Annotated in this window: 16 protein-coding genes; 12 read left to right on the plus strand and 4 right to left on the minus strand. The window is 65.1% G+C overall.

All coding sequences use genetic code 11. The features are described 5' to 3' along the window. Nucleotides 1-28: 28 nt before the first annotated feature. Nucleotides 29-1,948 (plus strand): DUF4105 domain-containing protein, encoded by a 1,920-nt coding sequence (locus tag KVO92_RS10195; protein ID WP_217477219.1) that lies wholly within the window; start codon nucleotides 29-31, stop codon nucleotides 1,946-1,948. A gap of 1,071 nt (nucleotides 1,949-3,019) precedes the next feature. On the opposite strand, the gene polA is transcribed toward KVO92_RS10195, so the two are convergent. Further along, nucleotides 3,020-5,764 (minus strand): DNA polymerase I, encoded by a 2,745-nt coding sequence (polA, locus tag KVO92_RS10200; protein ID WP_217475548.1) that lies wholly within the window; start codon nucleotides 5,762-5,764, stop codon nucleotides 3,020-3,022. A 76-nt stretch (nucleotides 5,765-5,840) separates the two neighbouring features. On the opposite strand from polA, the gene KVO92_RS10205 reads away from it, so the two are divergent. From KVO92_RS10205 to ppnN, 4 genes are all read left to right on the plus strand, one after another. Further along, nucleotides 5,841-6,122 carry a DUF2782 domain-containing protein gene (locus KVO92_RS10205; RefSeq protein WP_021209099.1) on the plus strand — a complete coding sequence of 94 codons (282 nt, stop codon included), beginning with the start codon at nucleotides 5,841-5,843 and terminating at the stop codon, nucleotides 6,120-6,122. 29 nt (nucleotides 6,123-6,151) lie between these two features. Beyond that, nucleotides 6,152-7,102 carry a homoserine kinase gene (locus KVO92_RS10210; RefSeq protein WP_217475549.1) on the plus strand — a complete coding sequence of 317 codons (951 nt, stop codon included), beginning with the start codon at nucleotides 6,152-6,154 and terminating at the stop codon, nucleotides 7,100-7,102. A 133-nt stretch (nucleotides 7,103-7,235) separates the two neighbouring features. After that, nucleotides 7,236-7,523 (plus strand): hypothetical protein, encoded by a 288-nt coding sequence (locus tag KVO92_RS10215; protein WP_217475550.1) that lies wholly within the window; start codon nucleotides 7,236-7,238, stop codon nucleotides 7,521-7,523. Further along, nucleotides 7,520-8,893, plus strand: coding sequence for a nucleotide 5'-monophosphate nucleosidase PpnN (gene ppnN, locus KVO92_RS10220; RefSeq protein ID WP_217475551.1), 1,374 nt, complete (start codon nucleotides 7,520-7,522; stop codon nucleotides 8,891-8,893). The genes KVO92_RS10215 and ppnN overlap by 4 nt, the downstream gene beginning before the upstream one ends. Nucleotides 8,894-9,714: 821 nt before the next feature. Here the strand turns inward: ppnN and KVO92_RS10225 are convergent. From KVO92_RS10225 to KVO92_RS10235, 3 genes are all read right to left on the minus strand, one after another. Further along, nucleotides 9,715-10,410: an NrdJb gene (locus KVO92_RS10225; protein ID WP_217475552.1), complete on the minus strand. Its 696-nt coding sequence runs from the start codon at nucleotides 10,408-10,410 to the stop codon at nucleotides 9,715-9,717. Between the two features lie 39 nt (nucleotides 10,411-10,449). Then, complete coding sequence (locus KVO92_RS10230; protein WP_217475553.1) at nucleotides 10,450-12,600, minus strand: adenosylcobalamin-dependent ribonucleoside-diphosphate reductase; 2,151 nt, start codon at nucleotides 12,598-12,600, stop codon at nucleotides 10,450-10,452. A 149-nt stretch (nucleotides 12,601-12,749) separates the two neighbouring features. Then, the gene (locus tag KVO92_RS10235) at nucleotides 12,750-13,772 is read right to left on the minus strand and encodes a zinc ABC transporter substrate-binding protein (protein WP_217475554.1); all 1,023 of its coding nucleotides are present in this window, start codon (nucleotides 13,770-13,772) and stop codon (nucleotides 12,750-12,752) included. 65 nt (nucleotides 13,773-13,837) lie between these two features. Here KVO92_RS10235 and zur point away from each other — a divergent pair, with 65 nt between their 5' ends. The 7 genes from zur (at nucleotide 13,838) to KVO92_RS10270 (ending at nucleotide 19,119) form a co-directional block, all read left to right on the plus strand. Then, complete coding sequence (zur, locus tag KVO92_RS10240) at nucleotides 13,838-14,323, plus strand: zinc uptake transcriptional repressor Zur (protein WP_217475555.1); 486 nt, start codon at nucleotides 13,838-13,840, stop codon at nucleotides 14,321-14,323. After that, nucleotides 14,320-15,090 carry a zinc ABC transporter ATP-binding protein ZnuC gene (znuC, locus tag KVO92_RS10245; protein ID WP_217475556.1) on the plus strand — a complete coding sequence of 257 codons (771 nt, stop codon included), beginning with the start codon at nucleotides 14,320-14,322 and terminating at the stop codon, nucleotides 15,088-15,090. Before zur ends, znuC begins: the two co-directional genes overlap by 4 nt. A gap of 12 nt (nucleotides 15,091-15,102) precedes the next feature. Continuing rightward, complete coding sequence (gene znuB, locus KVO92_RS10250) at nucleotides 15,103-15,888, plus strand: zinc ABC transporter permease subunit ZnuB (RefSeq protein ID WP_217475557.1); 786 nt, start codon at nucleotides 15,103-15,105, stop codon at nucleotides 15,886-15,888. Nucleotides 15,889-15,891: 3 nt separating this feature from the next. After that, the gene (locus KVO92_RS10255; RefSeq protein ID WP_217475558.1) at nucleotides 15,892-16,389 is read left to right on the plus strand and encodes a M48 family metallopeptidase; all 498 of its coding nucleotides are present in this window, start codon (nucleotides 15,892-15,894) and stop codon (nucleotides 16,387-16,389) included. 180 nt (nucleotides 16,390-16,569) lie between these two features. After that, nucleotides 16,570-17,592, plus strand: coding sequence for a methionine ABC transporter ATP-binding protein (locus KVO92_RS10260; RefSeq protein WP_217475559.1), 1,023 nt, complete (start codon nucleotides 16,570-16,572; stop codon nucleotides 17,590-17,592). Beyond that, on the plus strand, nucleotides 17,592-18,269 hold the full coding sequence (locus KVO92_RS10265; RefSeq protein ID WP_217475560.1) for a methionine ABC transporter permease: 678 nt from the start codon (nucleotides 17,592-17,594) through the stop codon (nucleotides 18,267-18,269). Before KVO92_RS10260 ends, KVO92_RS10265 begins: the two co-directional genes overlap by 1 nt. Before the next feature lie 76 nt (nucleotides 18,270-18,345). Then, nucleotides 18,346-19,119, plus strand: a complete 774-nt coding sequence (locus KVO92_RS10270; RefSeq protein WP_217475561.1) for a MetQ/NlpA family ABC transporter substrate-binding protein — start codon at nucleotides 18,346-18,348, stop codon at nucleotides 19,117-19,119. The last annotated feature ends 87 nt before the right edge of the window (nucleotides 19,120-19,206 follow it).

The raw sequence follows: 19,206 nt of genomic DNA on the forward strand, positions 1-19,206 counted from the left end.
GCGCGCCTGGTGGGCGGCCGTGGCATGGATGGTCATGGCCAACCTGTGCCAGGCCGAGCTGCGCCTGACTCCGGACGTGGAAGGCCTGGCTCCGGCCGAACGGGTCGCCACCCGGCAACTGCTTCGCGAAGCCATGGCCGCCCTGCCGCCGCGGATGATCGAACGGCTCGATCGGGACGTGCAGGTCCGCTGGTATGACGGGCTGGCTCACGACGTCTATGGCAGCGCCGGCGGTCGAACGCTGCTGCTCAACCGGCGCCTGCTGCCAGCCTTGACCGACGGCAGCGCGGCCACTGAACGCACGGCGCGCCCCCACGGCACGGTGCGCCAGGAGCTGCTGGCGACACTGATCCACGAACTGGCCCATCTCTATGACCGCTCGCACCTCTGGTCCGCGGCCAGCCGCCAGCAGCTTGGCTTCTGTCACCAGCGCGCCAGCAGCCTCGGCAAGATCGGGCTGCCGGATGATTGTCGCGGTCAGACCGAGCGGCGCTTCACCCTGAGCGACGACCCGCGTCTGCTCGACCTGGCCGGCTGGCCGCAGCGTGTCGGCCAGCGCGGCGAACGCGAGCGAGACAATGCCCAGGTGGCCCGCAGCCCGGACAGCTACGAGCTGACCAATCCACTCGAGTTCGTCGCGGTGAACCTCGAGTACTTCCTGCTCGACCCAAGCTACGCGTGCCGGCGGCCATCGTTGCACCACTACTTTCGCGAGCATTTCGGCTGGCAGCCGGCGAACGTACAGCCCTGTGCAAGCGGCCTGCCGATTCTCAACGCCGGTCATGATTTTGCCCGCACGCCCTTGCTCGAGCTCGATCCGGAACGGGTGTACGCGGTCGATTACCTGTTCGCCGAAGCCAACGACGCCTGGGTCAGCCGCTGGGGCCACAGCATGCTGCGCCTGGTCATCTGCGCACCCGGCCGGCCACGCGGGCCTGACTGTCGTCTGGATCTGGACCAGCATCTGGTGCTGTCCTTCCGTGCGTTCGTCGGCGACGTGCAGCTGTCCAGCTGGGACGGGCTCACCGGTGTCTATCCGTCGCGCCTGTTCGTCCTGCCGCTGGGCCAGGTGATCGACGAGTACACCAAGGTCGAGCTGCGCAGCCTCGCCTCGATCCCGCTCAAGCTTGATCGCGACGAGATCAACGCATTGGTGGCGCGCAGCGCCGAGCTGCACTGGAGCTACGACGGTAACTACTATTTTCTGTCCAACAACTGCGCGGTGGAGACCTTGAAACTGCTGCGCAGCGGCACCGCGCGCCCCGAGCTCACGGCGCTGGACAGTATCCTGCCCAGCGGACTGCTGGAACTGCTGATCAACCGAGGCCTGGCCGACGCCAGCGTGCTGGATGATCCGCGCGAGGCGCTGCGACTGGGGTATCGCTTCGATTCCTACCGCGACCGCTACCAGGCCATGTTCGCGGTGCTACGCGACCGCCTGGGCCTGCCACAAACGGACGTCGAAGCCTGGCTCGACCTCAGCGCCGAGCAGCGCCGCCCCTGGATCGAAAAGGCCGACCTGCGCGCCAGCGCCGCCCTGCTGCTGGTGGAGCAAGCGGCACTGCGCCGGCACCTGCTGTTGGCGCAGGAGGAACTGAAGAAACGCTACCTGGGCGGCCGTGAGCACGGCGATACCAGCCTGGCCAAGGCCGACGAAGCCTTGCAGGGCATCCTCGCCAACAGTGGCTATCTCAGCCGCCCGGCAGAGCTGCTTGAGGGCAGCGGCTATGGCTTGCCGCAGGCCAGCGAGTGGCAGCGCCTGGAGCAGGAAAGCAGCCAGCGCCAAGCGCGCCTCAACCAGCTTACCGAGGCCTTGAACACTGAAGTCCGCTCATTGCTGGGTGACGAGCGCCGGCGGGAACTGGAAAGCGTCGAGGTCAACCTGACGCAGATCGGCGACCACCTGCGCGGGCTGCACAAGGCCGCCGGCGGACTGCAACTGCCCTGACGCCCGTCGCGGGGTGCGCCGTTACCTCGCACCCAGATCGCGGGCAGAGCCCGCTCCTACAAAAGCCAAACCCAAGCCGGTCGCATGCGCCGCGCGCTCGCTTCCGTAGGAGCAAGCTCTGCTTGCGACCCGCAGCCACGCAGGCCCATACCTCGGGCACCCAGGTCGCGGGCAGAGCCCGCTCCTACAAAGCCAAACCCAAGCCGATCGCACACGCCGCACGCTCGCTTCTATGTAGGAGCAAGCTCTGCTTGCGACCCGCAGCCACGCAGGCCCATACCTCGGGCACCCAGGTCGCGGGCAGAGCCCGCTCCTACAAAAAGCCATGCCCAAGCCGATCGCACGCGCCACGCGCTTGCTTCTGTGTAGGAGCAAGCTCTGCTTGCGACCCATCGCCACGCAGGCCCGTACTCTCACACCCAGCTCGCGGGCAGAGCCCGCTCCTACCAAAAGCCATGCCCGAGCCGATCGCACGCGCCACGCGCTCGCCTCTGTAGGAGCAAGCTCTGCTTGCGACCTGCAGCCACGCAGGCCCATACCTCGCACCCAGATCGCGGGCAGAGCCCGCTCCTACAAAAAGCCATGCCCGAGCCGGTCGCACGCGCCACGCGCTCGCTTCTGTAGGAGCAAGCTCTGCTTGCGACCCGCAGCTACGCAGGCCCATACCTCGCAGCCCCAGATCGCGGGCAGAGCCCGCTCCTACAAAGCCATGCGCGAGCCGGTCGCACGTGCCACGCGCTTGCTTCTGTGTAGGAGCAAGCTCTGCTTGCGACTCGTCACCATGCCCTTACCTTGCGACCCGCAGCTTTTCTCGAGACGAAAAAAAACCTCGAACTTCGTTGGGGGAGGGGGAAGTTCGAGGTCCAAATCCGGACCGCTAGGGCGAGGTCCAGAGATCTGCCAACACTTAACACAACAAGGAGCATCGAAGGGCTTTTACACCCTTCGTAGCCTCAGACCGCCCTGTAGCTCTGCAAGTTCAACGCGGCTGAAAATATTTTCTGCCAGGTGCTGGCGGCGTCATGACTGCGGCGCAAGACGCGGCGAGCCATCACTCGCCGCCGCGGACACTCAGTGCGCCTCGTCCCAATTGTTGCCGACGCCGGCCTCGACCAGCAGCGGCACGTCCAGCTGAGCGGCCTGGCTCATCAGCGGGCAGATCTGCTCACGGACCTGCTCGACCAGGTCCTCGCGCACTTCCAGCACCAATTCGTCGTGTACCTGCAGGATCACCCGCGCATCCAGCCCGCTCTCCTGCAACCAGCCGTCGACCGCGATCATTGCGCGTTTGATGATGTCGGCCGCGGTGCCCTGCATGGGGGCGTTGATCGCCGTGCGCTCGGCGCCCTTGCGCATGGCGCCGTTCTTCGAGTTGATTTCCGGCAGGTACAACCGGCGTCCGAACAGCGTCTCGACATAGCCTTGCTCAGCCGCCTGGGCGCGGGTGCGCTCCATGTAGGCGAGCACGCCCGGGTAACGGGCGAAGTAGCGGTCGATATAGGCCTGGGCGTCGCCTCGGCTGACGTCGATCTGCTTGGCCAGGCCAAAGGCGCTCATGCCGTAGATCAGGCCGAAGTTGATCGCCTTGGCGCTGCGCCGCTGATCATTGCTGACCTGCTCCAGCGCGACGCCGAAGACCTCCGCCGCGGTGGCGCGGTGCACGTCCAGGTCGTTCTGGAAGGCGTGCAGCAGGCCGGCGTCCTGCGCCAGGTGCGCCATGATGCGCAGCTCGATCTGCGAGTAGTCGGCCGCCAGCAGCTTGTAGCCGGGCGCGGCGACGAAGGCCTGACGGATGCGCCGGCCCTCGGCGGTGCGGATCGGGATGTTCTGCAGGTTCGGGTCGGAGGACGACAAGCGCCCGGTCGCCGCCACCGCCTGGTGGTAGCTGGTGTGGATACGGCCGGTGCGCGGGTTGATCTGCTGCGGCAGCTTGTCGGTGTAGGTGCCTTTGAGCTTGCTCAACGAGCGGTGCTGCATGATCACCTGGGGCAACGGATAGTCCCGTTCGGCCAGTTCGGCCAGCACGCTCTCGGCGGTGGACGGCTGACCGCCCGCGGTCTTCGACAGCACCGGGCAACCGAGCTTGTCATAGAGAATCGCGCAGAGCTGCTTGGGCGAACCGAGGTTGAATTCCTCGCCGGCGATCTCGTAGGCCTCGCGCTCCAGCTCGACCAGACGGTTGCCCAGCTCGACGCTTTGCAGCCCGAGCAAATTGGCGTCGACCAGCGCGCCGTTGCGCTCGATGCGCGCCAGCACCGGCGCCAGCGGCATTTCGATTTCGTTGAGGACCTTGAGCAGCGACGGCGTGGCCTCCAGCTTGGCCATCAGCGTCTGATGCAGGCGCAGGGTGACGTCGGCATCCTCCGCCGCGTAAGGCCCGGCCTGTTCCACGGCGATCTGGTCGAAGGTCAGCTGCTTGGCGCCCTTGCCGGCGATGTCCTCGAAGCGAATGGTGCCCCGGCCGAGATACTTGAGCGCCAGGCTGTCCATGTCGTGGCGCGTGGCCGTGGCGTCGAGCACGTAGGATTCGAGCATGGTGTCGTAGGTCATGCCGCGCATCTCGATGCCGTAGTGCATCAGCACGTTCATGTCGTACTTGCCGTGCTGACAGATCTTGCGCTTGCCCGGGTCTTCCAGCAGCGGTTTCAGCGCGGCCAGGACAGCCTCCAGATCCAGCTGTTGCGGTACGCCCATGTAATTGTGGCCAAGCGGCACGTAGGCCGCCTTGCCCGCCTCGATGGCAAACGACACCCCAACCAGCTGCGCCTTCTGCGCGTCCAGGCTGGTGGTCTCGGTATCGAAAGCGAAACAGTCGGCGGCCTTCAGGTGTTCGAGCCAGGCGTCGAATTCGGCCTGCTCGAAGACCGTTCTGTACTCGGCCTCGGCCTGGATGGAACAGCCCTCGGGCTGCACCTCGCAGTTCTCGCCGGCCGCCTTGGCTTCACGCAGCAGTTCGTCGAGCCATTGCTTGAACTCCAGCTCGCGGTACAAGGCGATCAACGCTTCACGGTGTGGCTCGCCGGGCATCAGGTCCTCGACCTGCACGTCCAGCGGCACGTCGAGCTTGATGGTCGCCAGCTCATAGGACATGAACGCCGCCGTGCGATGCTCTTCGAGCTTGGCAGCCAGCGACTTGGCACCGCGAATCGGCAGCTCGGCGACCTTGTCGAGGTTCTCGTAGAGCCCCTTGAGGCCGCCCTCGATGCCGTTGAGCAGGCCGCAGGCGGTCTTTTCGCCGACCCCGGGCACGCCGGGAATGTTGTCGACCTTGTCGCCCATCAGCGCGAGGAAGTCGATGATCAGCTCCGGGCCGACGCCAAACTTGGTCTTCACGCCTTCGATGTCGTAGACGCTGCCACTCATGGTGTTGACCAGGGTGACGTGCGGGCAGACCAGCTGCGCCATGTCCTTGTCGCCGGTGGAGATGATCACGTCGCGCTTGAGCGCCGCGCATTGGCGCGCCAGTGTACCAATGACGTCGTCGGCCTCGACGCCGTCGATGCACAGCAGCGGCATGCCCAGTGCACGCACGCTGGCATGCAGCGGCTCGACCTGGCTACGCAGGTCATCGGGCATCGGCGGGCGGTGGGATTTGTATTCGGCGAACAGGGTGTCGCGGAAGGTCGGGCCTTTGGCATCGAAGACCACCGCGAAGGGGCTGTCCGGGTATTGCCGGCGCAGCGCCAGGAGCATGTTCAGGACACCCTTCACCGCCCCGGTGGGCTTGCCGGTGGAGGTGGTCAGCGGCGGCAGCGCATGAAAGGCGCGGTAGAGGTAGGACGAACCGTCCACCAGAACGAGGGGCGTTTGGCTCATGAGCAGGATCAACCTTTTCGGCGGGACCGCAGCTAGAATGCATCGGACCACTGGGCGACAAAGGGACAAGGTTATCATGCGTGCGATCAAACCTCTGATGCTGGCCAGCCTGCTGGCGCTCGTGCCGCTGAGCGGTTTCGCTCAGGACCCGGTCGAGGGTGAACCCGACGTGACCATCCGCCAGGAGGGCGACCGAACCGTCGAGGAATATCGGGTCAACGGCTTCCTCTATGCGGTGAAAATCACGCCCAAGCACGGCAAGCCCTACTTTCTGGTGCGCGCCGACGGCGACAGCAATTTCATCCGAGCGGACAAACCGGAGATGCTGATCCCGGCCTGGGAAATATTCAGCTGGTAACGCAGCAACGACGTTAACGGAAGCACTTCATGTCGGTATTCACACCGCTGCAACGCGAAGAACTCGAAGCCTTTGTGGCGCCCTATCGACTCGGGCGCCTGCGGACCTTCGAGGGCATCGCGGCGGGCAGCGAAAACAGCAATTTCTTTGTCAGTCTCGAGCAGGGCGAATACGTCCTGACGCTGATCGAACGCGGTCCCAGCCAGGATCTGCCGTTCTTCATCGAGCTGCTCGACGTGCTGCACCGCGCCGGCCTGCCGGTCCCTTACGCGCTGCGCGACGACCGTGGCGAAGCCCTGCGCTCGCTTGCCGAAAAGCCGGCACTGCTGCAACCGCGGCTGCCCGGCAAGCATGTCACCTCGCCCAACCCGCACCATTGCAGCGAGGTCGGCCGCCTACTGGCACGCCTGCACCTGGCTACCCGCGACAACCTGCTCGAGCGGCGCAGCGACCGCGGTCTGGACTGGATGCAGCAAGAGGGCCCAGGGTTGGCCTTGTCGCTGGACGAAGATCAGCTGCCCCTGCTACGCGATGCCCTGGCGGAGATGGCCGAGCTCAAGCCGAAGATTCTCGCCCTGCCGCGGGCCAACCTGCACGCCGACCTGTTCCGTGACAACGTGCTGTTCGAAGGCAACCACCTCACTGGGGTGATCGATTTCTACAACGCCTGCTCCGGGCCAATGCTCTACGACATTGCCATTGCGGTGAATGACTGGTGCACCCACCCCAACGGCGAGCTGGACGAAGAACGCTGCCAGGCATTGCTCGCCGCCTACTCCGCGCTGCGCCGCTTCACCCCGGCAGAAGCCGAGCTGTGGAGGCCGATGCTGCGCGTGGCCTGCGTGCGTTTCTGGCTGTCGCGCCTGATCGCCGCGCAAGCCTTCGCCGGCCAGGCCGTGCTGATCAAGGACCCTGACGAATTCCGCCGCCTGCTCGCTGCTCGCCAGCAATGCGATAGCGCCTTGCCGTTTGCCTTCTAAGCGCGTCTCGCCGGCGAGACGCAACCGCCCGGTCCTGGCACCTGCCGTTATAAAAACCCTGCGTGCATCCTGCACTCAAACGCCCTTGTCGCTGTCCAAGTCGATGACACAAGGAGTCGTACGGGATGTACGCATGAATAAAGCGGTGCTCGGGAAAGGGCTGACAACACGCACGTCATCGCATCGACGCCAAACCTGGCTGACCAGGAAACCGGCGCAACGCGGCTGGGGTAACATGCCCCACGCCGATCACTGGCTCGTCGCCACGACGCCGTTTGCCGCGGCCTGCAGGCCCGCGCGCTGGCGCAGCACCCGCCCCGATCACCGTCCTAACGCGCCGCTGCCCCGGGCATCGACGCTCATCCTGATGCGCTCGGCCGCGCCAGCCGAGCCGCATTGTTTTCAGGGAAAACACGCATGACCTCACGCTATGTAATCAACGCCTCGGTGAGCCCCAAGGGCAGTCTGGAAACCCTGTCTCAACGTGAAGTTCAGCAACTCAGCGAAGCCGGTTGCGGCAGCACCTACACCCTGTTTCGCCAATGTGCGCTGGCGATCCTCAACACCGGCGCGCGCATCGACAATGCCAAGACCATCCTCGAGGCCTACGACGACTTCGAGGTGCGCATCCATCAGCAGGACCGAGGCGTGCGCCTGGAGCTGCTCAACGCGCCAGCGGACGCCTTCGTCGACGGCGAGATGATCGCCAGCACGCGCGAGATGCTGTTCAGCGCGCTGCGCGACATCGTCTACACCGAGAGCGAACTGGGCAGCCCGCGCATCGATCTGAGCAGCTCGCAAGGGATCACCGACTACGTCTTCCACCTGCTGCGCAACGCCCGCACCCTGCGCCCCGGTGTCGAGCCGAACATGGTGGTGTGCTGGGGCGGCCACTCGATCAGCAGCGAGGAATACAAGTACAGCAAGCGCGTCGGCCATGAACTCGGCTTGCGCAACCTGAACATCTGTACCGGCTGCGGCCCGGGCGTGATGAAAGGCCCGATGAAGGGCGCCACCATCGCCCACGCCAAGCAGCGCATCATCGGCGGCCGCTACCTCGGGCTGACCGAGCCGGGCATCATCGCGGCCGAAGCGCCGAACCCGATCGTCAATGAGCTGGTGATCCTGCCGGACATCGAAAAACGCCTGGAAGCCTTCGTCCGCGTCGGGCACGGCATCATCATCTTTCCCGGCGGCGTCGGCACGGCAGAGGAGTTTCTCTACCTGCTGGGCATCCTGCTGCACCCGGACAACCGCGACCTGCCGTTCCCGGTCATCCTCACCGGGCCGGAAAGCGCGGCGCCCTACCTCCAGCAGTTGCGGGAGTTCGTCGGCGCGACGCTGGGCGAAGAGGCGCAAAAGCTCTATCAGGTGATCGTCGATGACCCGGCCGAAGTCGCGCGGCAGATGGCCGAGGGGCTGAAGGCGGTCAAGCAGTTCCGCCGCGAGCGCAACGATGCCTTCCACTTCAACTGGCTGCTGAAGATCGACGAAGGCTTTCAGCATCCCTTCGATCCCACACATGAAAACATGGCCAGTTTGCAGCTGACCCACGAGGTACCGCCGCATATCCTCGCCGCCAACCTGCGTCGCGCGTTCTCCGGCATCGTTGCCGGCAACGTCAAGGACAAAGGCATTCGCCGCATCGAGCGGTACGGCCGTTACGAAATCCATGGCGAACAGACGATCATGAAGCCGCTGGATCGCCTGCTGCAGGCCTTCGTCGAACAGCACCGGATGAAGCTGCCCGGCGGCCGTCCGTACGAGCCCTGCTATCGCGTCGTGACCTGAGGTTCGGAAAGGGCTGCGGTGGCGATCACCACCCGGCCCGATCCACGCGGTAAACGACGGAAGCGCCTGCGGCGATTCCATCCTACAACTCACCCACGCCAACGTAGGTTGGATCAGCCGTCGGCGTAATCCGACGGTCCGAAGGCGTAGTCCGGTGCTCCAGAGAGCGAACCGGCCGCCGCATCGTCTTCCGCCCAAGCCACGTGGTGAACGACGGAAGCGCCTGCGGCGATTCCATCCTACAACTCACCCAAGCCAACGTAGGTTGGATCAGCCGTAGGCGTAATCCGACGATCCGTAGGCGTAGTCCGGTGATCCAGAGAGCGAACCGGCCGCCGCCGCATCGTCGCCCGCCCAAGCCACGTGGTGAACGACGGAAGCGCCTGCGGCGATTCCATCCTACAACTCACCCAAGCCAACGTAGGTTGGATCAGCCGTAGGCGTAATCCGACGGTCCGTAGGCGTAGTCCGGTGATCCAGAGAGCGAACCGGCCGCCGCCGCATCGTCGTCCGCCCAATCCACGCACGGAAGCGCCTGCGGCGATTCCATCCTACAACTCACCCACGCCAACGTAGGTTGGATTAGCCGAAGGCGTAATCCGACGGTCCGAAGGCGTAGTCCGGTGATCCAGAGAGCGAACCGGCCGCCGCATCGTCTTCCGCCCAAGCCACGTGGTGAACGACGGAAGCGCCTGCGGCGATTCCGTCCTACAACTCACCCACGCCAACGTAGGTTGGATTAGCCGAAGGCGTAATCCGACGGTCCGTAGGCGTAATCCGACAATCCGAAGCCGCCGCCCCGAACGCGTCGTCCGACCCGCCTAACCGCACTTCGAATTGCCGCAATTCAGGCAGGTCGCGCAGCCGTCCATCTGCACCACCGCCTGGGTGCTGCATTTGCTGCACAGCTGCGCGCCAGCCGGAAAGCCCTCGCCGGGCTCCACCGTGGCCGCGCCCTGGCTGGCCTCGTACGCGGCACGCTTTTCCGCCAGGTACTTGAGCTGGGTGTCGTCCAGCGCATGGCCTTCGAGCATGCCGATGGCGATCAGGTGCCGCTCCAGCACGCCGCCGATCTCGGCAACGATGGATGGCATGTAGACACCGCCCTTCTTCAGGTAGCCGCCTCGCGGGTCGAACACGGCTTTCAGCTCCTCGACCAGGAAGGTGCAGTCGCCGCCCTTGCGGAACACCGCGGACATGATCCGGGTGAGCGCGACGATCCACTGGAAGTGGTCCATGTTCTTCGAGTTGATGAAGATCTCGAACGGCCGGCGCTGTTCGTGCGGGGTGCCGGCGTTGAGCACCACGTCGTTGACGGTGACGTAGAGCGCATGCTCGAACAGTGGCGACTTGATCTTGTAGGTCATGCCGACCAGCGTTTCCGGGCGTTGCAGACTTTCGTCCATTTCCACCACGGTGGCCTTGCCGGGCGCACTGTCCGCGGTAACGGCTGGGCGTTCGAGGGTCTCGTCGACAACCTTGAAGCCCTTGATGCGCTGGGTGATTTTAACGGTCATTGCGAATTCTCCATCCGGGCGGCCGGTGCCGCCCGGTGCTCAATACTTGCCGTAATAGCCTTCTTTCAGGGCATCGAACAGGTTGGCGGCGGTATTCACCTCGCCGTCGTATTCGACCTCCTGATTGCCCTTGAGCTCGACCACGCTGCCATCCTCGAGGGTGAAGCGGTACAGGGTCTTCTCCAGGTCGGCCTCCTTGACCAGCACGCCTTGGAAGGCGGCCGGGTTGAAGCGGAAGGTGGTGCAACCCTTCAAACCCTGGTGCCAGGCGTAGCGGTAGATGTCCTTGAACGCCTCGAACGGGTAGTCGGTGGGCACGTTGGCGGTCTTGGAGATCGACGAGTCGACCCAGCGCTGCGCGGCGGCCTGGATGTCGACGTGCTGGGTCGGGCTGACGTCGTCGGCGGTGATGAAATAGTCCGGCAGCTTCTCGCCTGGCTCGGTCGACCCCGGCTTGGCGCGCGGATTGATCAGCGTGCGATAGGCCAGCAGTTCATAGCTGAACACCTCGATCTTCTCCTTGGCCTTGCGACCGGGGCGGATCAGGTTGCGCGAGTACTGATGGGCGAAGCTCGGCTCGATGCCATTGGACGCATTGTTGGCCAGGCTCAGACTGATGGTGCCGGTGGGCGCAATGGAGCTGTGATGGGTGAAGCGCGCGCCCTGCTCGGCCAGTGCCTCGATCAGCTCGGGGGCGTATTCGGCGATCTTCTGCATGTAGCGCGAATACTTGGCGTGCAGCACACGGCCGGCCACCTGATCGCCGACCTTGTAACCGTCCCGGACCATTTCCGGCCGCTTGCGCAGCATCTCGGCGGTGACCTCGAAGGTCTGACTCAACAGCGGTGCCGGGCCCTTCTCCTTGGATAGTTCGAGTGCCTGCTCCCAACCCACCAGCGCCATTTCGCGGGCGACTTCCTCGGTGAATACGCAGGCTTCCGGGCTGCCGTAGCGCAGCTTGAGCAGCGTCAGCGTCGAGCCGAGGCCGAGAAAGCCCATGCCGTGGCGGCGCTTGCTCTCGATCTCGTGGCGTTGCTGCTCGAGCGGCAGGCCGTTGATCTCCACCACGTTGTCGAGCATGCGGGTGAAGACGCGCACTACCTCCCGGTAGCTGTCCCAGTCGAAGCGCGCCTCGCTGCCAAACGGGTCGATGACGAACCTGGTCAGGTTGACCGAGCCCAGCAGGCAGGAGCCGTAGGGGGGCAGGGGCTGCTCACCACAGGGATTGGTGGCGCGAATCGCTTCGCACCACCAGTTGTTGTTCAGCTGGTTGACCCGGTCGATGAGGATGAAACCCGGCTCGGCGTAGTCGTAGGTGGACACCATGATCATGTCCCACAGATGCCGCGCCTTGACCCGACCGTAGATCTTGCAGGCGACCAGGCCGTCCTCGCGTACCAGATAGTCATGGTGGATCGGCCACTCGCGCCAGAGCACCTGCTCGGCGTCGGCCAGATCCAGCTCGCCCGCCTCCTTGGCGTGCACCGGGAAGATCAGCGGCCACTCGGCATCGGCCTCCACCGCCTGCATGAACTCGTCGGTGATCAGCAAACTGAGGTTGAACTGGCGCAGCCGCCCGTCCTCGCGCTTGGCCCGGATGAATTCGCGCACGTCCGGATGACCGACATCGAAGGTGCCCATCTGCGCGCCGCGCCGCCCGCCGGCCGAGCTCACGGTGAAGCACATCTTGTCGAAGATATCCATGAACGACAGCGGCCCGCTGGTGTGCGCGCCGGCGCCGGAAACGAACGAGCCGCGCGGGCGCAGGGTGCTGAATTCGTAGCCGATGCCGCAGCCGGCCTTGAGCGTCAGCCCGGCTTCATGGACCTTGCCGAGGATGTCGTCCATCGAGTCGCTGATGGTGCCCGAAACGGTGCAATTGATCGTCGAGGTGGCCGGCTTGTAGTCCTGCGCACCGGCGTTGGAGATGATTCGCCCCGCCGGTATCGCGCCATGACGCAAGGCCCAGAGGAAGCGCTCGTACCAGTGCTCGCGCTGCTTGACTGGCTCGACCTCGGCCAGCGCCCGCGCGACCCGTTGCCAGGTTGCGTCGACGCTTTCATCGAGCGGCGTACCGTCCTTGCGCGTCAGGCGGTACTTCTGCGCCCAGATATCCTCGGACGCCGCCTGCAGGGCGATATCGGAGTGGGTTTTGCTGTTCGCCGCTATGGGCCCGTCCGTCTTCGCCATGCGCTGCGTATCCTCGTGTCAATGGAACGGAATCCAAAGGACGAAGCATAGTCACCAGCGCCGCCAGCGCTATGACGCGCATCAAGTCGACTGACGGGCGAACCACTCGAGCGCCAGGCGGCAGCATGCGGCCACCTGGCGCGGAACGATCAGAGTGATTCCAGGCAGCCGGCCAGCGAGCTGCCAAGCTCATCGATCAGCTGCTCGTAGCCGCCCGCCGACGCGTCGATGCCGTATCCCAGCGCATCCAGCTCGGCGACCTTCACCGGCAGTCCGCGGGTCAGGCTATCAGCCAGGCGCGGACGCACCGGTGGTTCGTAGAACACGCAGCTCGGCCCGGCCTGCTCCAGACGTTCACGCATCGCCGCCACATGGCGCGCGCCGGGCTGGGCTTCGCCACCGGCGCTGAACACACCGGCATGCTTGATCCCGTAGGCGGCCTCGAAATACTCATAGGCCTCGTGGAAGACGAAGAACGGCTTGGTTCGGGTCGCGCTCAGACGCTGGCTGAGGCGCTTGTCGAGGGCGTCCAGCCGCTGCTTGAACGCGGCGAGGTTGGCCTGGTAACGCTCGGCGTTGGCCGGGTCGGCCTTGCTCATGTCCTGCGCCATGCTTTCGGCGATGGTCACGGCGTTGGCGGGCAACAACCAGAGGTGCGCATCCAGGCTGCCGGGGCGGTGGGCATGATCGTGTTCGTCGTGGTCATTGTGACCGACGGTATGGGCGTCGGCGGCTTCATGCGCAGGGTCGTCATGTGCCGGCTCGTCGTGCGCTTCGTGGGCATGCTCGTCGTGATGGTCATGCTCGGCCTCGTGCGCGCCGGCCGCTTCGCCGAAGTGACGCAGCGTCACCCCGGGCAGCGACTGTATCGCCACGCTCGGTCCTTTGCGGCCTTTCAGCACGGGGGCGAGAAAGCCTTCCATGTCCGGACCTATCCAATAGAACAGGTCGGCGCTGCGAATCTGCCGGACGTCGGACGGGCGCATGGCGTAATGGTGGGGCGAGGCGCCCGGCGGCAGCAGGACGGCGGGCGTGCCGGCGCCGTCCTGAACGGCCGCGGCGATCAGCTGCAGGGGCTTGATGCTGGTCAGCACCTTGAGTTCGGCATGGGCGTGGGCGCTGCTGAACAGGCTGGCAGTCAGCAGAAGCGGTAGAGAAAAAAGACGAAACACGGTCAACACTCGATTGAACTGAATGGGTAACATAATAACGTCTCTAAGCCACCTCGTCTCCGCTCATGCCCAAGTCCCCGCTGGCCTGCACGCCCCATGATCATGACCACTGCGTAAGCAGCGCTCTGGCTGAAGCCGACCTCCTTTGCGAGCGCTCCGGTGTGCGCCTGACCGCATTGCGCAAGCGCGTACTGGAGCTGGTCTGGCAAAGCCACAAGCCCCTCGGTGCCTATGACATCCTTGCCGAGCTGACCGCCCAGGATGGCCGCCGCGCCGCGCCGCCCACCGTCTACCGTGCGCTGGATTTCCTGCTGGAGAACGGCCTGGTGCACCGCATCGCCTCGCTCAATGCCTTCATCGGCTGCAACCATCCGGAGCACCCGCACCAGGGCCAGTTCCTGATCTGCCGCAACTGCCACACCGCCATCGAGCTGGAGCAGCCCGCCATCAGCGAGGCGATCGACCAGGCTGCGCGCAACGTGGGCTTCCAGGTCGAAGCCCAGACGGTCGAGGTGGTTGGCCTGTGCGCGCCCTGCCGGAGCGCGGCATGAGCGAAGCGCTGATCCGCCTGGAAGACATCCATGTACGCTTCGCCAAGCAGGCGGTGCTCGAAGGGGCTCAGTTGCAGGTGCACGCTGGCGAGATCGTCACGCTGATCGGCCCCAACGGCGCGGGCAAGACCACCCTGGTACGCGCCGTGCTCGGCTTGCTCAAGCCCGATAGCGGCCGCGTCTGGCGCAAGCCCAGACTGCGTGTCGGCTATATGCCGCAGAAGCTGCACGTGGACCCGACCCTGCCGCTCTCGGTGCTGCGTTTCCTGCGCCTGGTCCCGGGTGTGGATCGCGCCGGAGCCCTGGCCGCGCTGAAGGAAGTCGGCGCCGAACAGGTCATCGACAGCCCACTGCAATCGATTTCCGGCGGCGAGATGCAACGGGTGCTGCTGGCCCGCGCCCTCCTGCGTCAACCGGAGCTGCTGGTGCTGGACGAGCCGGTGCAGGGAGTCGATGTCGCCGGCCAGGCCGAGCTCTACCGGCTGATCGGCCGGCTGCGCGAGCGTTACGGCTGCGGCGTGTTGATGGTCTCCCATGACCTGCATCTGGTGATGAGCGCGACCGATCAGGTGGTCTGCCTGAATCGCCACGTCTGCTGCTCGGGCCATCCGGAACAGGTCAGCACCGACCCGGCCTTCGTCGAGCTGTTCGGCCAGGATGCACGCAGCCTGGCGGTCTATCACCACCAGCACGATCACAGCCATGACCTGCACGGCAGCGTGGTCACCGGCAAACCGCATATTCACGGCCCGAACTGCAAGCACTAGACAGAGCCTCAGATGCCCGATTTCCTCCTCAACGCACTGTTCGCCGGCCTCGCGCTGGCACTGGTCGCCGGCCCGCTGGGTTCCTTCGTGGTCTGGCGGCGCATGGCCTATTTCGGCGACACCCTCTCGCACTCCGCGCTGCTCGGCGTGGCGCTGGGGCTGATGCTGGAGGTCAACCTGACCCTGGCGGTGATCGTCTGCTGCGTACTCCTCGCGGTTCTGCTGGTGACCTTGCAACAACGCCAGCCACTGGCCTCGGACACGCTGCTGGGCATCCTCGCCCACAGCAGCCTCTCGCTCGGCCTGGTGTCGTTGAGCTTCATGCAGGACGTACGCATCGACCTGATGGCTTACCTGTTTGGTGATCTGCTGGCCGTCAGCACGACCGACCTGACGTGGATCGTCGGCGGCAGCGCAATCGTGCTGCTGGGGCTGATCCCGCTGTGGCGGCCACTGCTGGCGGTGACCGTGCACGAAGAGCTGGCCAAGGTCGAAGGCCTGCCCGTGGCGGCCATCCGGTTGTCGCTGATGCTGCTGATTGCCATGGTCATTGCCGTGGCGATGAAGATCGTCGGCGTACTGCTGATCACCTCGCTGCTGATCATTCCCGCCGCGGCAGCCCAGCGTCATGCGCGCACGCCGGAGCAGATGGCGCTGGGCGCCAGCCTGGTCGGCCTGCTCGCCGTCTGCATGGGCCTGTCATTGTCGTGGTACGAAGACACACCGGCAGGCCCGTCGATCGTGGTGTCGGCCGCCGCGCTGTTCCTGCTCAGCTTTGCCTGGCGGCGCAGGGCCTAGCCGATGACCGCCCTGAAATACCTGAACGGCTACCCCGAGTCGCTGCAACAGCAGGTCCGCCAGTTGATCGCCGAGGGGCGCTTGGGCGACTATCTCGAGCGGCGCTATCCGCAGCGCCATCAGGTGCAGAGCGACAAGGCGCTGTACGGCTATGTACAGCAGCTGCGCCAAACCCATCTGAAGAGCGCGCCGGGTATCGACAAGGTGCTCTACGACACCCGGCTCGACCTGACCCACCGCGCCCTGGGGCTGCATACCGCGGTGTCACGGGTGCAGGGTGGCAAGCTCAAGGCCAAGAAGGAGATCCGCGTTGCGGCGCTGTTCAAGGAGGCCGCACCGGAGTTCCTGCAGATGATCGTCGTCCATGAGCTGGCGCACCTGCGCGAGAGCGAGCACAACCGCGCCTTCTACAAGCTCTGCGAACACATGATGCCGGGCTATGCGCAGACCGAGTTCGACCTGCGCTGCTACCTGCACTGGCGTGAACTGAGCGCCCGCTGAACGAAGGATGCGCACCAACCGGCGGTCAGAACCGCTGGATGGCTGGTAACCCAAGCGTCGCCCCCGAGAGGCCCGCATCGACGACCACCGGCCTGCTGCGCCAAATGCCCACAAACGCGTAGAATGCACGCCTTTGGCCAACTCATCCGGCCGCAGACGACGCACCCACAAGGTTCGCCCGTGATCGAATTTCATCAAGTCCACAAAACTTACCGGAGCACCGACGGCCGTGGCGCGGGTCGCGAGATTCCCGCGCTCAAGCCGACCGAGCTGACGATCGGCGCTGGCGAGGTGTTCGGCCTGATCGGCCACTCCGGTGCCGGCAAGAGTACCCTGCTGCGCCTGATCAATCGCCTCGAGGAACCGACGGGCGGTCGCATTCTGGTCAACGGCGAGGACGTCACCGCGCTGGACGCCGATGGCCTGCGGCGTTTCCGGCAGCGCGTCGGCATGATCTTCCAGCATTTCAATCTGCTGATGTCCAAGACGGTCGCCGACAACGTCGCCATGCCATTGCGCCTGGCCGGAACCTATTCGCGCAGCCAGATCGACGCCCGCGTCGCCGCCCTGCTGGAGCGGGTGGGCCTGCAGGAGCATGCACGCAAGTACCCGGCGCAGCTCTCCGGCGGGCAGAAACAGCGTGTCGGCATTGCCCGTGCACTGGCCACCGAACCTGACATTCTGCTCTGCGACGAGGCCACCAGCGCGCTCGACCCGCAGACCACGGCTTCGGTGCTGCAATTGCTGGCGGAAATCAACCGCGAGTTGAACCTGACCATCGTGCTGATCACCCACGAAATGGACGTGATCCGCCGCGTCTGCGACCGCGTCGCGGTGATGGACGGCGGCGAGATTGTCGAGCAGGGCCCGGTCACTGAGGTATTCCTGCATCCTAAACATCCCACCACCCAGCGCTTCGTGCTCGAAGACGAGGCGGTCGACGAGGGCGAACAGCGTGATGACTTCGCCCACGTGCCGGGCCGCATCCTGCGCCTGACGTTCCAGGGCGAGGCCACCTACAAGCCCTTGCTGGGCACCGTCGCGCGGGACACCGGGGTAGATTTCAGCATCCTTTCGGGCCGCATCGACCGCATCAAGGACACCCCCTATGGCCAGCTGACCCTGGCGTTGATCGGCGGTGATATGGCGGCCGCACTGGCCCGCCTGGATGCCGCTGACGTGCACGTGGAGGTGCTGCGCTAATGGACGCCCTATTCGGTTCGTTGTTTACCAACGTCGACTGGTACGAGATCTGGCTGGCGACCCTGGACACCCTGCTGATGCTCGGCGGCTCGCTGCTGTTCACCATCGTGCTGGGCCTCCCGCTGGGCGTGCTGCTGTTCCTCGCCGGCCCGCGCCAGTTGTTCGAGAACGGCCCGCTGTATGCCTTTCTGTCCTTCGTGGTCAACGTCCTGCGCTCGCTGCCGTTCATCATCCTGCTGATCGTGATGATTCCGTTCACGGTGCTGATCACCGGTACGTCCCTGGGCGTTGCCGGCGCGATCCCGCCACTGGTGGTGGGCGCCGCGCCGTTCTTTGCGCGACTGGTGGAGACCGCGTTACGCGAAGTCGATCGCGGCATCATCGAAGCGACCCAGGCCATGGGCGCCACCACCCGGCAGATCATCTTCAGTGCATTGCTGCCCGAGGCGCTCCCAGGCATCATCGCGGCCATTACCGTCACGGCCATTACCCTGGTGTCCTACACCGCCATGGCGGGCGTGGTGGGTGCCGGCGGGCTCGGCGATCTGGCCATCCGCTTCGGCTACCAGCGCTTCCAGACGGACGTCATGGTGGTCACCGTTGTCCTGCTGCTGTTGCTGGTGCAGGTCCTGCAAAGCGTCGGCGACAAACTGGTCACGCATTTCTCCCGTAAGTAATCGCCTGGCCCCGTCGTCCGCGGGGCCGCACAACCGTTTTCGGCGATCGGTTCGCCGTATCGATAAGGAGCTCTCCATGAAAAAACTGCTTGCCGCCTTCGCCGCTGTTGCGGCCTTCTCGGCCCAGGCCGCCGACGAGCTGAACGTTGCCGCCACGGCCGTCCCGCACGCCGAGATTCTCGAATTCGTCAAACCCCAGCTCGCCGAGCAGGGCGTCGACCTGAAGGTCAAGGTCTTCACCGACTACGTGCAGCCGAACATTCAGGTCGCCGAAAAGCGCCTGGACGCCAACTTCTTCCAGCATCAGCCGTACCTGGATGAGTTCAACAAGGGCAAGGGCACCGACCTGGTCAGCGTCGCTGGCGTGCACATCGAGCCCTTCGGCGCTTATTCGAGCAAGCTGAAGTCCCTCGACGAGCTGCCCAATGGCGCAACCGTGGTCATCCCCAACGACGCCACCAACGGCGGCCGTGCGCTGCTGCTGCTGCAGAAGGCCGGTGTGATCACGTTGAAGGACGGCGCCGGCATCACCGCCACACCCAAGGACATCGCCGAGAACCCCAAGCACATCAAGATCCGAGAGCTGGAAGCCGCCACCCTGCCGCGCGTGCTGACCCAGGTCGACCTGGCGCTGATCAACACCAACTACGCGCTGGAAGCCAAACTGAACCCCACCGAGGACGCACTGGTGATCGAGGGCAGCGACTCGCCTTACGTGAACATCCTGGTGGCCCGCCCGGACAACAAGGACAGCGATGCCATGCAGAAGCTGGCCAAGGCCCTGCACAGCGACGCCGTGAAGCAGTTCATCAAGGAAAAGTACCAGGGCGCCGTGGTCCCGGCGTTCTGATTGCAATTAGCGGCACCTTTGGAACCCCGCCCCGTGCGGGGTTTTTTATGAGTTGCTCACCGCCAAAGAAAGCAGCCAATGCCGAAC

This window comes from Stutzerimonas stutzeri, assembly GCF_019090095.1.
GTDB classification, from domain to species: domain Bacteria; phylum Pseudomonadota; class Gammaproteobacteria; order Pseudomonadales; family Pseudomonadaceae; genus Stutzerimonas; species Stutzerimonas stutzeri_AN.